The organism is Streptomyces sp. NL15-2K (assembly GCF_030551255.1).
Taxonomy (GTDB): Bacteria; Actinomycetota; Actinomycetes; order Streptomycetales; family Streptomycetaceae; genus Streptomyces.
Genome location: NZ_CP130630.1, coordinates 6,366,711 through 6,382,325, shown reverse-complemented (window position 1 = coordinate 6,382,325; position 15,615 = coordinate 6,366,711). Strand labels below are relative to the sequence as shown.

Annotated in this window: 11 protein-coding genes and 2 pseudogenes; 4 read left to right on the top strand and 9 right to left on the bottom strand. The window is 69.6% G+C overall.

All coding sequences use genetic code 11. The annotated features are described in order from the left end of the window. Positions 1 to 53: 53 nt before the first annotated feature. Positions 54 to 602: an NAD(P)-dependent oxidoreductase gene (locus tag Q4V64_RS28750; RefSeq protein WP_124440368.1), complete on the bottom strand. Its 549-nt coding sequence runs from the start codon at positions 600 to 602 to the stop codon at positions 54 to 56. 29 nt (positions 603 to 631) lie between these two features. Between Q4V64_RS28750 and Q4V64_RS28745 the strand changes: the two genes are divergently transcribed. Then, positions 632 to 913, top strand: a complete 282-nt coding sequence (locus tag Q4V64_RS28745) for a MarR family transcriptional regulator (RefSeq protein WP_216377618.1) — start codon at positions 632 to 634, stop codon at positions 911 to 913. A gap of 80 nt (positions 914 to 993) precedes the next feature. Here the strand turns inward: Q4V64_RS28745 and Q4V64_RS28740 are convergent, their stop codons facing one another. Together Q4V64_RS28740 and Q4V64_RS28735 are read right to left on the bottom strand one after the other, a co-directional pair. Continuing rightward, entirely contained in the window at positions 994 to 1,875 is an 882-nt protein-coding gene (locus Q4V64_RS28740; protein WP_172629216.1) for an alpha/beta hydrolase, read from the bottom strand. A gap of 148 nt (positions 1,876 to 2,023) precedes the next feature. After that, on the bottom strand, positions 2,024 to 2,602 hold the full coding sequence (locus Q4V64_RS28735) for a TetR/AcrR family transcriptional regulator (RefSeq protein WP_124440370.1): 579 nt from the start codon (positions 2,600 to 2,602) through the stop codon (positions 2,024 to 2,026). Positions 2,603 to 2,768: 166 nt separating this feature from the next. On the opposite strand from Q4V64_RS28735, the gene Q4V64_RS28730 reads away from it, so the two are divergent. Then, positions 2,769 to 3,578, top strand: a complete 810-nt coding sequence (locus tag Q4V64_RS28730; RefSeq protein ID WP_124440371.1) for an SURF1 family protein — start codon at positions 2,769 to 2,771, stop codon at positions 3,576 to 3,578. 70 nt (positions 3,579 to 3,648) lie between these two features. Here the strand turns inward: Q4V64_RS28730 and Q4V64_RS28725 are convergent, their stop codons facing one another. The 4 genes from Q4V64_RS28725 to Q4V64_RS28710 all read right to left on the bottom strand — a co-directional run bounded on the left by Q4V64_RS28725 (position 3,649) and on the right by Q4V64_RS28710 (position 8,287). Continuing rightward, positions 3,649 to 4,692 carry a hypothetical protein gene (locus Q4V64_RS28725; protein WP_124440372.1) on the bottom strand — a complete coding sequence of 348 codons (1,044 nt, stop codon included), beginning with the start codon at positions 4,690 to 4,692 and terminating at the stop codon, positions 3,649 to 3,651. A gap of 128 nt (positions 4,693 to 4,820) precedes the next feature. Then, positions 4,821 to 5,417: a SigE family RNA polymerase sigma factor gene (locus tag Q4V64_RS28720; protein WP_124440373.1), complete on the bottom strand. Its 597-nt coding sequence runs from the start codon at positions 5,415 to 5,417 to the stop codon at positions 4,821 to 4,823. 501 nt (positions 5,418 to 5,918) lie between these two features. After that, on the bottom strand, positions 5,919 to 6,995 hold the full coding sequence (locus Q4V64_RS28715; protein ID WP_124440374.1) for an aspartate-semialdehyde dehydrogenase: 1,077 nt from the start codon (positions 6,993 to 6,995) through the stop codon (positions 5,919 to 5,921). Next, on the bottom strand, positions 6,995 to 8,287 hold the full coding sequence (locus Q4V64_RS28710; protein WP_124440375.1) for an aspartate kinase: 1,293 nt from the start codon (positions 8,285 to 8,287) through the stop codon (positions 6,995 to 6,997). The genes Q4V64_RS28715 and Q4V64_RS28710 overlap by 1 nt, the downstream gene beginning before the upstream one ends. Positions 8,288 to 8,490: 203 nt before the next feature. Here Q4V64_RS28710 and Q4V64_RS28705 point away from each other — a divergent pair. After that, positions 8,491 to 8,797 (top strand): annotated as a pseudogene (locus tag Q4V64_RS28705) (HAMP domain-containing protein); the annotation flags it as partial. Between the two features lie 459 nt (positions 8,798 to 9,256). Then, a pseudogene (locus Q4V64_RS55295) lies at positions 9,257 to 9,688 on the top strand (ATP-binding protein); the annotation flags it as partial. Between the two features lie 1,302 nt (positions 9,689 to 10,990). On the opposite strand, the gene Q4V64_RS28695 reads toward Q4V64_RS55295, so the two are convergent. Both Q4V64_RS28695 and Q4V64_RS28690 read right to left on the bottom strand, forming a co-directional pair. Beyond that, a complete protein-coding gene (locus Q4V64_RS28695) occupies positions 10,991 to 11,263 on the bottom strand; it encodes a hypothetical protein (protein WP_124440376.1) in 273 nt (90 codons plus the stop codon). An 84-nt stretch (positions 11,264 to 11,347) separates the two neighbouring features. Next, positions 11,348 to 15,607, bottom strand: a complete 4,260-nt coding sequence (locus Q4V64_RS28690; protein WP_124440377.1) for a trypsin-like peptidase domain-containing protein — start codon at positions 15,605 to 15,607, stop codon at positions 11,348 to 11,350. Positions 15,608 to 15,615 lie beyond the last annotated feature (8 nt).

The following is a 15,615-nucleotide window of genomic DNA, read 5'->3' as shown; positions in this document are numbered from 1 at the left end:
GGACCGAGGCGGACGGTGCCGGCCCTGCTGTGCGCCTCCGGCCCGCCGCGTGTTCAGTCGGTGCTCGACTGGCTGGCCTTCCATGCACGGTAGTGCTGCTCGGGGTTGTCGGTGAATGAGGCGTGGCGGGGGCGCCAGCCGAGCAGGTGGTGGGCCTTCGCACTCGTGACGAGCTCGTCCTGGTCGGCGGCCATCTGCATCATCCGGCCGGCCTCCGCGGTCTCCAGGATGATCTCGCCGGTGCAGCCGGCCGCGCGCACGGCGACGCGCTGCATGTCCAGGGCGATCAGTCGCTGGTCGTCGGCGACGACGAACACCTCGCCGTCCACGGCGGTCGGGTTGTCGAGGATGCGGACGTAGGCGTCGGCGAGGTCGTCGACGTGGACCCAGCTCCAGCGCTTGGCGGTGTCACCGTAGAAAACGGGTTTGTCTGCCTCGGCGGCGGCGAACCACTCGCCGGTCATGGAGGTGGTGGCGGGCCCTCCGTACATGAAACCGGGGCGGACCACAGTGTGCGCAAGGCCGCTGGCGGCCAGCTCCTTCTCCAGGGCGAAGCGGAAGCCGAGGGGGCTTTCGGGGTTGCCGGGCGTGTTCTCGTCCATCAGCGGCAGGCCGGTGCGGCCGTATGCGTATGTCCGCACTCGCTGCCGCGGCCGGTCTCACACCCTCCCGCATCACCCGCGTGGTCGAAGGGCTGGCCCACCACGGCATGGTCCGCAAGGAACGTCACGACAACGACGGACGTGGCAACGACGCCGTCCTCACGGACACCGGTCTGCACGCCATGCACTCGGCCCAAGCCACCCACCTCGCCAGCGCGCGGCGGCGCGTCCTCGACCACATCCCTGAGCACCTGGTGCCGGATCTTGCCCGTGCCCTTGCCGGGGTCACCGAAACCCTCTACCAGACCTGAACTGCGGTGACGTAAAGGGCGAGAGGTCATACACGGCTGTGGGATTGCGCGATCGCCAGTGCCGGCGATCGCGCAATCGGCTACAGGTGCGCGGCCAGGAACGGCAGGACCACGTCGGCCATCTCTTCGGGCACTTCCTCGGCGAGGTCGTGCCCGGCGTCGAAGACATGGCCGGTGACGTCGTCGGCCATGAGTCGCATCTGGGACTCGTTGCGGTCGCCGATGAACGCGGAGCCGCCGAGCGCCAGTACCGGGATGTCGAGCTTCTTCTGCGCGGACTGCCGGTTCTGTTCAGCGTCCACGAGCATCGCCCGGTAGATCGCGAGCATGGCGCGGATACCGCCGGGCATGGAGTAGCAGCGCACGTATTCCTCGATCGCGTCGGGCGTGGCGCTGTCGGGACGGCTGCGCTCAAACTTGATCATGTAAGTGATCAGCTCACGCTCGTGTCCGGCGATCAGCATCTCGGGAACGTCCGGCTGGAAGTAGAAGCCCAGATGCCACAGATGCATGCCACTGGAGACGTTCTCGTGGGTGAGGGCGGTGTGGTCCTCGAAGCCGAAGCCGGGGAACAGGGCCTCGGCGAACACGAGGCCGCTGACGTTCTCGCGGTGGCGGGCGGCGAGCTGGTAGCCGATCACCGCTCCCCAGTCCTCGCCGATCACGGCATACGTCCCGTGCCCGAGGTGGGCCATCAGTGCGGCGATGTCGTCGCTCATCGTCGCGGAGTCGTAGCCGTCCGCGGGGCGGGCGGAGTCGCCGAGACCGCGCAGGTCCGGCACGACGACGGTGTAATGGGGCGTCAGCTTCGGGACGAGGTGGCGCCAGTGATAGCCGGTCTTGGGCACGCCGTGCAGCAGCACCACCGCGGGGCCGGACCCGGCCGTCCGGTAGTGCAGACTCGTTCCGTTGACGGCGGCACGGCCGGTGCGGACGGGCGATCCGTCATGGTCGTACAGCATCTTCTTTCAGCCTTCCTGTTCCGTGTAGCTCGCGATGCGGGTGCCAGCCGGCGGGTGTCAGCCGACGGGTGTCATGCGGCTGATCCCGTGCCAGCGGGTTCCTGCGCCCATTCTTGATCGGGCGATACAGATTCTGGTCATGAAAAAGTCAGCCGAGGGCGGCCAGTGCGACCTCCACGAGGGGTTCGAGGGCGTCGAGGTCCGGCGTGATCTTCGAAGAGACCAGCAGCCCGTTGAGGAAGGTGACGAGGAAGCCGGCGAGCGTGTAGGGGTCGTGCCGCGCCGCGATCTCACCCCGCTCCCCCGCCACCCGTAGCACCTCGGTGAGGGCGTCCCGGATGGCATCCTGCATGTCCCGCACGATGCGCCGGACCGACGAGTCCTCCGGCAGGCGCTCGCAGGCGGCATTGACCACCAGGCAGCCCCGGCCGTCCTGCTCGACAGCGATGCGGATCCGCTCGACCAGCAGCGTGCGGATCGCCGAGCGGGCGTCAGCACCCTCCTCCAGGCTGCGCAGGGCAGCCGCCGCGAGGGTGGTGCGGTAGCGCTCCAGCGCGGCACGGTACAGGCCGTCCTTGTCGCCGAATGCCGCGTACAAGGACCCCTGCCCGATCCCCAGGTGCTGGGTCAGGTCGCGCACCGAGGTCGCCTCGTAGCCACGCGTCCAGAACAGCTCCATGGCACGGCTCACCGCCGCCTCGGTGTCGAACTCCCTGGTCCTTGCCATGGCGACACCGTAACGAATCTGGATCGCCCGCTCAAGAAAGCGCTGCGAACCGGCCGTACGCTGAGCCACGGGCGGCCTCACGGCTACTTGGGCAGGAAGCGATCACTCGGTCGGTGTGCTGACCCCGCGGCCTGGCCCTCCGCAGGAGCCCCGTACCGTTGAGGGCGTGTACCGGTTTCTGCTGACGCCCCGTTGGTGGGGGATCAACGTCTTCGTGCTGCTCGCCATCCCGTTCTGCATCTTCATGGGGTCGTGGCAGCTGAGCCGGTTCGAGGACCGGGTGGAGGGCCAGCGCAACGCGGATGCCCAGGCCGAGGCCAATGAGCGGGAGGCCGCCCGTCCGCTGGCCGAGCTGCTCCCCGTGGACAAGGCCACCTCGGGCAGGCAGGCCACCGCCTCCGGGCGCTACGACCGGCAGCTGCTCGTTCCGGACCGGGAACTGGACGGCAGGAACGGCTATTACGTGCTGACCCTGCTGCGCACCGACACGGGCAAGGCCCTGCCCGTCGTGCGGGGCTGGCTGCCCGGCGATCCCGACCCGGCGAAGGTGCCGGCCGCGCCGCGCGGCGAGGTCACCGTCACCGGTGCGCTGCAGGCGTCCGAGACGCCCGGGGACAACGGGGTCAGTGCGCGGGGCGGCCTGCCGGCGGGGCAGACGGCGGCGATCAGTGCGGCCTCGCTGGTGAACCTCGTGCCGTACGACGTGTACGACGCCTGGGTCACCCTCGATCGCGCGAATCAGGGGATGCGGGCCGTGCCGGCGGCCGCGCCCCCGGACACCGGGCTGGATCTGAAGGCGTTCCAGAACCTCGGGTACACCGGGGAGTGGTTCGTGTTCGCCGGGTTCGTGGTGTTCATGTGGTTCCGGCTGCTGCGGCGCGAGGTGGAGTTTCTGCGGGATGCGGAGCTCGGGTTGGTACCCGAGGAGAACTCCGAGGACAACCCTGAGGAGAACGAGAAGCGGGTCACCGTCTGACGCCGACGGGCGACAACACCCCCTGGGGGCCGCAAGCCCCCAGCGAGGCCGGCACCAGCACACGGCACCGTCAGGAAGCCGCCAGCACACCCGTCCAGTAAACAACCCCCGCGCACGCGTTCGACACCGTCGCCGAAGTCGCCGGTCCCCCGGACTCCGCCGTGTTCGTGATGGTGACGCTGCCGTCGGCCGTGCCGTCCTCCGTCATCAGCTGGGTGGACGTGCCGGTGTCGCCGCCGGTGGAGGTGTCGGTGCCCGTGTCGGGGTTCTCCGAGGGCGTCGGGTCGGGCGTCGGGTTGCCCGTGTCGCCGCCGGGGGTGCCGGTGCCGGGTGTGGGGCAGGTCTCCGAGGGCACCCAGGCGAACTTCACCTCGTAAGAGGAGCCCGGCTTCAGCAGCAGCGAGGTGACTTCGAGGGCCGGGTCGGGCAGCCCCGCCGCGGCGTCCCCGGACGTGTGCCGGACGGTGCTGATCTTGGTGGCGTCCGCCGCGCCCGCCGGGGTCGGCGTGATCGTGCCCGGACCGCTGACCGTGCAGTCGGCGGAGGAGGTGTTGGTGTAGCGGAAGGTGCCGTAGACCGTGCCGGCGGTGTCGGGGACGTCGGTGGTCGACTCGCCCGGGCCCAGATCGGTGGCCGTACACAGCGGGACGCCCGTGACGCTGGTCGCGGAAGGGTTCGCGCCGCTGCTCGCTGCCGTGTCGCTCTCGGGGCCCTTGCCCTTGTTCTCTTCCTTCTGCTCGCCCTTGCCCTTGTCCTCGGTCTTGCCGGAGGAGGTGCCCGAGGTGCTTTCGCCGCCGTCCGGGGCCTTGCCCTCCCCGGCGCCGCCCTGTGCCTGCGAGTAGTGCCCGGCCACGGACGGGTTGGCGTCGGCGCCGGTGGAGTTGGAGACGTGCACGAGGGCCGGGACGGCGGTGCCGATGAAGAGGGCCGCGGCCGCCATGCCGACGACGGCCTGCCGCTTGCGCGTCCGTCGGGCGGGTACCGCCTTGCGCAGGTGGTCCAGCGTGCCGTCGCGCGGCTCGATCTCCTGGACCGCCTGGTGCAGCAGCCTACGCAGTGCCAGCTCGTCCGAGTCGAGCCCCGTGGAGCTCTGGTCGTCGGGGCCGTGGTTCACAGTTCCGTTCCCAGCGTGCGATTGCTTCGGCGCTTGCTCGTCCGACGACTCTGTCGGCTCACGCCATTCATAGGGCTCATGGGGGACGTGCAGATGACGCCGCGCGCCCCGCCCGTCCTGTTCACCACTCATGCAGGCTCCTCCATGGCGACCCGCAGGGCCGCGATGCCGCGCGAGCCGTAGGCCTTGACGGAGCCCAGCGATATCCCGAGCGCCTCGGCGACCTGCGCCTCCGTCATGTCCGCGAAGTAGCGCAGGACCAGGACCTCGCGCTGGCGGCGCTGCAGGCCCTTCATCGCCTTGATCAGGGAGTCGCGCTCCAGCTGGTCGTAGGCCCCCTCCTCGGCGCTCGCCATGTCGGGCATCGGCTTGGACAGCAGCTTCAGGCCGAGGATCCGGCGGCGCAGGGCCGAGCGGGAGAGATTGACGACCGTCTGACGCAGATACGCGAGCGTCTTCTCCGGGTCACGGACGCGCTTGCGCGCGGAGTGGACGCGGATGAACGCCTCCTGGACGACATCCTCGCAGGAGGCCGTGTCGTCGAGGAGGAGCGCCGCGAGCCCCAGCAGGGAGCGGTAGTGGGCGCGGTAGGTCTCGGTGAGGTGGTCGACGGTGGTTCCGGCAGCCACCGTGTCGTCGGCACCGTCGCGCTGATTCGGAATGCGGGCGGGCCGCGCTGCGGGCATGGGCGCGATCACCGGCATGCCACCGGGCGTACCGGGCATGCGGGGTCGTAGGGACGGGCGGGGCGGCCGTAGGGCCGTGCCGCGCGTCGCCGCGGGAAAGTCGAGTACCTCAGCCACGCCAGTTGGACACGCTTCCCCTCCTCAGGGTTGTACGCGACCGACCGTCTTGTGTCAGGCGGCACAACTGACAGTGCGTCGAACGCCCTCATGCCCTACCCGCTCTTCCCCTGTGTCCTGAATGATCGGGGCGTCCCCACGCCCCGTAAAGCAGTCCCCGCGCCCCCTGAAGGGCGTCCGCAAAGACGCTCCCCGCCCTCCGCGCGGTTGCGGAGGGCGGGGAGCCAAATCTTCGGATGCCGAGCGGCTCGGTTCAAGTGGTCCAGGTGGTCCAGGTGGTCCAGGTGGTCCAAACCAACACCTGGATCACATCTCTTACACAGATCCTACAAAAGTATGCGCTTACAATCAGGGGTTTTCCGGTGGTAACCCCTGGCCGCACCACGTGTCACACCCCACTCAGCGTCAGAAACCGCCCCGGCGTCACTCGAACTCCGCCGCCACCAGTTCCGCGATCTGGGCGGTGTTGAGCGCGGCCCCCTTGCGCAGGTTGTCACCGCATACGAAGAGCTCAAGGGCGGTTGGATCATCGAGGGCCCGCCGCACCCGACCGACCCAGGTCGGGTCGGTGCCCACGACATCGGCGGGCGTGGGGAACTCCCCGGCCTCCGGATCGTCGAAGAGGACGACGCCGGGCGCTGTGGCGAGGATCTCACGCGCCTTGCCGACGGTGACCTCGCCCTCGAAGCGGGCGTGGACGGTGAGCGAGTGCGTGGTGATCACCGGCACCCGTACGCAGGTCACCGCGACCGGCAGCCTGGGCAGGCCGAGGATCTTGCGGGACTCGTCCCGCACCTTCATCTCCTCCGACGACCAGCCGTCCTCCCGGAGGGATCCGGCCCACGGTACGACGTTCAGCGCGACCGGCTCCGGGAACGGCCCGGTGTTGTCCCCGACGGCCCGCCGTACGTCACCGGGGCTGGTCCCCAGCTCCGTACCGGCGACGAGGGACATCTGCTGCCGCAGCGTCTCCACCCCGGCCCGCCCGGCCCCGCTCACCGCCTGGTACGAGGAGACGACCAGCTCACGCAGCCCGAACTCGGCGTGCAGCGCGCCGAGCGCCACGATCATGGAGAGGGTGGTGCAGTTCGGGTTGGCGATGATCCCGCGCGGACGCAGCCGCGCCGCGTGCGGATTGACCTCGGGGACGACCAGGGGCACGTCCGGGTCCATCCGGAAGGCGCCCGAGTTGTCCACGACCACCGCGCCCTTGGCGGCGGCGATCGGCGCCCACCGCTCGGCGATCTCGTCCGGTACGTCGAACATGGCGACGGCGACCCCGTCGAAGGCCTCCTCCGCCAGGGCCACCACCTCGACCTCCTCGCCGCGCACGGCCAGCTTGCGGCCGGCCGAGCGCGGTGAGGCGATCAGACGGATCTCGCCCCAGATGTCCGCGTGCTGGGACAGGATCTGGAGCATGACCGTGCCGACGGCTCCGGTCGCACCCACGACCGCGAGCGTCGGCCGTACAGACCTACCGGTCCGCTCCGTGTCGGCCATCAGCGGCCGGTGCCTCCGTAGACGACGGCCTCGTCGCTGTCGGAGTCCAGCCCGAAGGCGGTGTGCACGGCACGGACGGCCTCGGTCACGTCGTCGGCACGGGTGACGACCGAGATGCGGATCTCGGAGGTCGAGATCAGCTCGATGTTCACGCCCGCGTCGCTCAGCGCCTCGAAGAACGAGGCCGTGACACCCGGGTTGGTCTTCATGCCCGCGCCGACCAGCGAGATCTTGCCGATCTGGTCGTCGTAACGCAGCGAGTCGAAACCGATGCCGTGCTTGTTCCGCTCCAGCGCGTCGATGGCCTTGCGGCCCTCGGTCTTCGGCAGCGTGAAGGAGATGTCCGTCAGCCCGGTGGAGGCGGCGGACACGTTCTGCACGACCATGTCGAGGTTGATCTCGGCATCGGCGATCGTGCGGAAGATAGAGGCGGCCTCGCCCGGCTTGTCGGGCACGCCGACGACCGTGATCTTGGCCTCGGAGGTGTCGTGCGCGACACCGGAGATGATGGCCTGCTCCACCTTCTGGTCCCCTTGCTGCTGTGTCTTTCGAACGGGTGGCTCGCTGCTGACCCACGTGCCCTGCAGCCCGCTGAAGGAGGAGCGGACGTGGATCGGGATGTTGTACCGGCGGGCGTACTCCACACAGCGGTGGAGCAGCACCTTCGACCCGGAACTGGCCAGTTCGAGCATGTCCTCGAACGAGATCCAGTCGATCTTCCGGGCCTTCTTCACCACACGCGGGTCGGCGGTGAACACACCGTCGACGTCGGTGTAGATCTCGCACACCTCGGCGTCGAGGGCGGCGGCCAGCGCCACCGCCGTGGTGTCCGAACCACCGCGGCCCAGCGTGGTGATGTCCTTCTTGTCCTGGCTGACGCCCTGGAAGCCGGCGACGATGGCGATGTTGCCCTCGTCGAGCGCCGTCCTGATCCGGCCCGGCGTGACGTCGATGATCCGGGCTTTGTTGTGGACCGAGTCGGTGATGACGCCGGCCTGGCTGCCGGTGAAGGACTGGGCCTCGTGGCCCAGGTTTTTGATCGCCATGGCCAGCAGTGCCATGGAGATCCGCTCTCCGGCGGTCAGCAGCATGTCGAACTCACGCCCGGCCGGCATCGGTGATACCTGCCCGGCGAGATCGATCAGCTCGTCCGTCGTGTCGCCCATCGCGGAAACGACGACGACCACCTGATGGCCGTTCTTCTTCGCTTCCACGATCCGCTTGGCGACGCGCTTGATGCCCTCGGCATCGGCTACGGAGGAGCCTCCGTACTTCTGCACGACAAGGCCCACGTGCGCTCCTCGCTCAGTCCGTGTGTGTCGGCTCAGTTTAACGAGCGCCCGAAAATCCCTTCCGAGGTATCGCATGGTGAGATGTCCCGATCTGCGATCCCCGGTCGGCGGAATGTCCGGTCGCTCGGTCTTCGGTCTGCACATGCCCGGGGCGCACCCACGACACTCGGAAAGTGCCGCGCGTCACAGACGATCCGGAATCAAGAGCGGGCATGGCGATGCTGGTGCTGGGGCAGCCGCCGCGATCGGCGCGGTCGCCGTCCGCCGGATCACCCGCCCGCTGCGCGAACTCAACGCCATGGCGAGCAAGTTCAGCGACGGCGACCTGACCGCCCGTTCGGCGGTGACGGACCCGACCGAGACGCAGACCCTGGCCGCACCCTCATCCAGGCGGGCGAGCGCCTGGACACCCTGATCGCCTCGCAGCGCATCTTCGTCGCGGACGCCTCGCACCAGCTCCGCACCCCTCTCACGGCGCTCAGGGTCGTGCGCAGTGCTCCTGATGGCCTGTGGTTCCTTGGTGCGACTGGGTATCACGGGGTGGTGTTCAATGTGGTGCGATCAGGCTTTTATGGCACTTTCCGGTGACTGTTCATCGTGAGGTGCAGGAGCGTGATCGTGCATTCGGTAGCGTGCGTGTCACTGCGAGGCCGGTGAGAGCAGCAGTCACGATTCCGGTCTCCTCGAGAATCCGCCCCGTGCCCAGGAAAGCGACGCGGGTCCCCGCCCCGCCCGGGTCCACACCGGGCGGAAAGCGTCCGGCGGGGCGGACACCGCAGCCTCCGAATCGCCGCAGCCGGCGGCGCCACAGGCGGCAGGTACCGCCCACGATGAGCACCCGCACCGCACCCGGCGGCGACGGCCCACGGTCCCACGGCAGGCGTCCAAACCCCGCCCAGCACGACGGACCACTTCCCGGCATCCAGGAAAACCCAGGATCGCCCAGGGAACCTCAGCTCATCAGCGACGCTGTCCCTGGACAACATCGCGGACGGGGTGGACGACGAGTTCGTACGGGAGGACGTGGAGCAGGCGACCGCCGAGGTGGTCCGGATGAGCTGGCTGGTCAACGGGCTGCTGGTGCTGGCGCGGGCCGAGGCCAAGGTGACGGCCGCGGAGCCGCTGCCGCTCAGGGACATCGTGGACGAACGTCTGACGGTGTGGAGGCCGGCCGCCGACGAGCGCGGAGTCGCCATCGCGCTCAGGGGGAGTATCGACGGCCGGCTGCTTGTGCTGGCCAGCCCCGGTCACCTGGAACAGGTGCTGGACAACGTGCTCTCGAACGCCCTGGAGGTGTCACCGGACGGCGGCACGATCACGGTCCGGGTGGAGCCGCGGGGCGACGAGGTGGAGCTGTCCGTACTGGACGAGGGACCCGGCATGTCGGATGCCGAACGCTCGGGGACGCCCACCAGAGCGCGACCCGCGAGTACATCTCGGAGCTGTACGAGGGGCAGCCGCTGGACCTCGGCTTCGCCTCACAGAACTGGCAGCGGTCCGTGCGAGACCGCAAGAAGCCCGGCATGCTGGACCGCCGGCGCTTCGAGACGCTGGTCTTCACCTACCTGGCCGAGCACCTGCGGACCGGAGATGTGGCCATCACCGGCTCGGACACCTCATGGAGGTCGTGCGCGAACTCCAGGCCGAGGGATGGCAGATCACCGGGGAGGACCTGGCCGCGATCAGCCCGTACCTGACCGGCCACATCATGCGTTCGGCACCTACACCACCACGGAGCTGACCGTGCGCCCGGACGCGTTCGACCCGCGCCTGGACGTCGAGTTCGAGACGGAGGAGGAACAGTCGGCCGCAGCGTGAGAGGCTCGCGTCCGGGACCGCCGTGCTCGACGCCCCCTCGTCGAGGGAAAGAGGTCCGGTGCAGCAACCCAAGCGCGAGGCCCGGCAGTACAGTTTTTGTGCAGTGAATCCCGATATGAGCGGGGGGTTGGGTTACGTGGCAAGCGATCGCAATGCCGGATCCGGCTCGAAGGCCGTGGGAGCGCGCCTCGGGCGGTTAGGCCGGCTCGGCAAACCTGGACAATGCGTTGCGGAGGCATCCGCGCCGACGGACCTGCTGCGGTGCGCGGCGGCATGTGCGGTGGTGATCGCGTCCGCCGGAGCGGTCGCAGCGGCCGGGACCGGTCCGGCCGCGGCGACCACGGTACAACGCACGTTGCAGTTCACGTGTTCGTCGCCCACCTACGGCACCACCCCGATGACGGCACTGATCCAGGCGAACGCCCCGGATTCGGCAGTGGTCGGCCAGGCAGTGCCAGGCATCGTCCTCAGGGCCACGGCGACGGTCGGCCCCAACGTCACCCACGGCCTCGGCCTGATGGGCGTGACGAGTGTCAAGGGGACGGCGGAGGCGACCGTGGCGGCGCAGGGCAGTACTGAAACCGTACCGCTGACGATCTCGGACGCCCGTGTCCCGGCGTCCGGCCCGATGACGGTCAACGCGGCTGGAACCACGCCATCGTTCGTCTTCAACCGCCCCGGACCTGCGACGATCTCGCTCGTCGGCCTCACCGCCCGAATGACCCCCGTGAAGAGCGACGGGACGGCCCCGGTAGGCACCGTAGAGGGGAGGTGCGTGCTCAATCCCGGGCAGGACAGTGTCCTGCATACGATCGCTGTCACTTCTGGTGGAGTGGGCGCGCCGACACCCCCCGGTGGCGTGGGCGCGACCCCGACACCCCCCGTTCAGCAGTCGTCCAAGCCGCCCACGAGCACGCACAGCGCGGCTGCGGGGCCCACAGCCCCGACACCGACGGTCGCAGGGTCCGACAGCACCACCTCGACACCGGGAGTGACACCTGGGAGGCCCACAGCCCCGACACCGACGGTCGCAGGGCCCGACAGCACCACCTCGACAGCCCATGTCTCCGGCACAGCCGGTCCTTCCCCCACCGCGAGCAGCAGTCTGGCCCCGCTGCCGGCAGTCCTGGGCGCACTGGCCGTGTGCGGTGGCGCCATCGGGACCTTCCTCTGGCTCAGGCGCCGCCCGGGCCGCGGGGGAGAAAGCGGCGGGTGAGCCGGCGCCGCCTGTTGGTGCCGGGGTCAGCAGCGGGCCGGCTTGGCCATTGAGGCCCCGGCGAACTGAGACCACACCGACGCGGGAGGCAAGCCGAACGCGTCGCACATGTAGCGGTGGGGGTCCGTATGCTGGGATACGTTGATCAGCGTTGCTGACCCGTTGCCGTTCGCCGTTGCCAGGACGGTGCCCTGGGGGTTGAACGCCACCTTGAAGACGGCACCGTCGCCGTTGGCTGTGGCGTCGGCGCCGGCGCTGAGGGGCTGCTGGGTGGCCGGATTCCAGAACTGGACGCTCCCGTCGGCGACGGCGACGGCGAGCACGGCGCCATTCGGGCTGAACGCGACATCCCAGACGGGGCTTCTGCTGCTGGTGGGTGTGATGGGGGTTCCGGCTTGCCGCTGCGTGGCCGGGTCCCACAGGCGCACGGTCCCGTCGCCCCCGGCCGTAGCCAGCAGCGCGCCCGACGGGCTGAACGCGAGATCCGAAATGGCGGCGCCTGCGGTGATGGGGGTGCCCACCTGCTGCGGCGCGGCCGGGTCCCACAGCCGCACAGTCCCGTCGCCCCCGGCCGTGGCCAGCAACGCGCCCGACGGACTGAACACGACACTCGTGACACCGGTGCCGTAACCGGTAGCGGTGATGGCGGTGCCGATCGGACGGTGGGTGACCGGGTTCCATGAACGGACGCTTCCGTGGTCGTCGCCGGTCACGAGCACAGTGCCGGAGCGATTGAACGCGACACTGGTGACTCCGCCGTGAGCAGTGGCGGTGATGGCGGTGCCCACCTGGTGCTGGGTGGCCGGGTCCCACAGGCGCACGGTCCCGTCGGCGCCCGCGGTGGCCAGCAGCGCGCCTGACGGGCTGAACGCCACATCGGATACAGGCCTGCCGCCCGCGGTGGCGGTGATGGTGTTGCCCATCTGACGCTGGGTGGCCGGGTCCCACAGGCGCACGGTCCCGTCGGCGCCCGCGGTGGCCAGCAGCGCGCCTGACGGGCTGAACGCCACATCGGACAGAGGACTGCCATTGTCGGGGGCGGTGATGCTGGAGCCGGCCTGATGCTGGGTGGCCGGGTCCCACAGGCGCACGGTCCCGTCGGCGCCGCCGGTGGCCAACAGCGTGCCGGAGGGGTTGAACGACATATCCCAGACGACGCTCTTCGTGCTGGTGACGGCGATGGTGCTGCCGACCTGCCGCTGGGTCGCCGGGTTCCATAAACGCACGGTTCCGTCAATGCCGCCTGTCGCCAGCCGGGTACCGTCCGGGTTGAAGGTCATGCCGAGGGCGATGGATCCCGTTGTGGTGGCTTTGATGGTGGTGCCGATCTTCCGCTGGTTCTCCGGGTTCCATAAACGCACGGTTCCGTCGCCGCCGGCTGTGGCCAACAGTGTGCCCTTGGGGTCGAATGTCACGCCGACGGTGCCCTTGCTGGTGGCGGTGATGGCGGTGCCCACCTGCTGCCGCGTGGCCGGGTCCCACAGACGCACGCGTCCGTTGGCGTCCCCGGTGGCCAGCAAAGCACCTTTGGGACTGAATGCGACACTTGACGCGGGGGTGTCATTGGCGGCGGTGATGGTGCCGACCTGCTGCTGGGTCGCGGGATTCCACAGGCGTACGCTCCCGTCGCTGCCAGCCGACGCCAGCAGTGTGCCGGACGGATTGAACGCAAGCCCCAGAACGGCGGTGCGGTTGCCGGAGGCGGTCATGGTGCTTCCGATCTGGCGGTGTGTGGCCGCGCTCCACAGCCGAACTGACCCGTTGTCGCCGGCGGTGGCCACCGTGGTGCCGTCCGGACTGAACACGACCTTCGAGACGTTGGCGCCGTCAGCGGCGGTGATGGTGCCGCCGATCTGTTTCTGGGCGGTGGGATTCCACAGCCGCACCGTCCCGTCACGGCCGGCGGTGGCCAATGCGGAGCCGTCCGGACTGAACGAGACCGAATGGATGTCCCGATGAGGCGTGATGATGGTGCCGCGCTGCTCGTTCAGCAAAGCGGCCTCGGTTCGCCTCGCCTGGTCGGTCCCGGACACCGTCCTCGCGGCGACGGCCAGTTGGCGGGCGGTATACGGGTCCGTCGAGTCCAGTGTCAGCGCCTCGACCGCCAGTTGGCGTGACACGGCCACGGCCGTTTCAGCCCGCACGGCGGCTTCGGCATGTCTCGCCCGCTGCGCGGCGAACCCCGCGCCGACCGCCGCGGCCACGGCGAGCACTGCCAGGGCAGTCAAGGCCGCGATCATGCGGCGGTTCCTGCTGATCTGGGCGCTTGCAGCGCTGATCTGGGAGCGTTCAGCCCTGTGGCTGGCGGCGAGGAAATCGGCGATCTCACGCGGCAGTGCACGCCGGCTTTCCCAGTCGCGGCCTTCATCGAGGTCGGTGCCCCGCAGGAGGTCGTTGGGGTTCTGGGACTCCTTCCACCGCAGCTGTTGCTCGGTCGTTCGGCGCAGCCAGTCGTGGAACCGGTGACCCTGGGCGACCCACTGGCGTAACTCGGGCCAGTCGCGGATGAGTGCGTCGTGGATCAGTTCGGCCACGGGCTGGCCGGCAGCGGGCTGCCCGTCGGTGCGTTCGGTCCGGGTGGTGATGATCCGGTAGCCGGTGAGTGCGGCCAGGACGTCGTCGACATCACGGCCTGAGGGTTCACCGGCCTGCACGGTGCGGGTGTGGTCGGCTGCCACGGCCCGCAGGTTGTCCAGGGGTTCCTGCTGCCGCACGGCGGGGACCAGGTGGGCATCGTCGGCGGGGCGCACCAAGGCGGCGAGGATGCGCTGCGCGATGGGCTGCTGCCGGTCGGGCAGTCGGTCGAGCGCGGCGTTGCACCAGGTGGCAAGGCTCCCGGTGATTTCCCCGATAGCATCGTATGCCTGGTGCGTGAGGTAGCCGTCGCTGCGGCGCTCCCACAACTGGCTGAGCGCCAACTCCAGCGGCGGCAGCAGGGTAACCGGTGCGCGCAGGATGCCGGGGCGGTCGCCGGTCAGGATGTCGGTGATGATCCTGTCGGGCAGGCCCTCTTCGAAGCGGGCGCCGGCGCTGTCGGCCGGCTGGGTGATGATGTCCCGCAGGTCCTGCGCACTCAAGGTGGCCGGTACGTTGACCGGGCGTGGCGCGGCCTCCAGCAGGTCGGGGGCCAAGGCGGCGAGGTGCGGATAGAAATCGTCGCGCATGACCAGTACCACACTGACCGGGGCCCGCGTGCGGATCGCAGCCGTGACCTGCTCGATCACGGCCTGGAAACCATCCGGCGGTTGCCCGCCGGTGCCAGGGCCGGTGAGTAATTCCTCGAACTGGTCGATGACCAGCAGTAGACGCTGGCAGCCGGGTTCAGCGGCCACCCTGCGCCCGGCGGCCGCGACGATGCCCTCGGCTCCTGCCGCGGGCAGCACACGTTCCAGTGCGGCCATCAGGTCCCGCCCCGGGCGGGCGTACACGGGCAGCCAGCGGTCGCTGCCCGCAAGCCTGCCCGCGGCCAGCGCGGGCAGTACCCCTGCCTGGACCAGGGAGGACTTGCCCGACCCCGAGGGCCCCAGCAGCAGCGCCCCCCGATACTCAGCCAGACTGTCCAGCACCAATTGAACTGCGGCACCTCGACCGTGAAACCACTTGGCATCCTCGACGGTGAACGGATCCAAGTGACGGTAGGGGGATACCGCCTCCACCTTCAGGCCGGGATACACCTCCCGCAGGACCTGGGTGGGCGTCGCGTAGGCAATACCCAGGCCCTTGAGAAGGGGGTCGGGAGGGGCGACAGCGCTCAGCATGCCGATCACCCGGCCGGTGACCTCATCCAGAACCGGCCCGCCACTGAACCCGGTCGTCAGGTCGTTAGCTCCGGTCAGTTGCAGCGTCATGCCTGCACCCGCGACATCCAGTAGGTGACCGGCCTCGCCCCAACCGAACTGTCCGCCGGGTGGCGCCTGCGGGGGGAACCCGAACAAGCACACCCGGTGCCCACGGCAACCCGCTGCGGAATCCAAGCGCAGCAACGGCACACCGTCAGGAACCTGATCCACCCGCAGGACGGCGACATCCTGGTCTTCGGCAGCCCGCCATGCTCCGGCAAGGACCTCGCCGTCGACCTGCGGGGCTCCTGGCGCGTGGGGGAAGGCGAGTCTGATCCTCGCACCGGGCCCGCCCCCGGCTTTCGTCACCACATGCGCACAGGTGACCAGCACACCCTCACCGGCGAAGAAACCCGCCCCCACCACATCGCCACCCGCACTCAAAACCTGAGCGACCGCCGCGTCCAACCTCGACCCCGGCGTGTTACGGGGTGCAGCAGCATCCATCGCCCGGC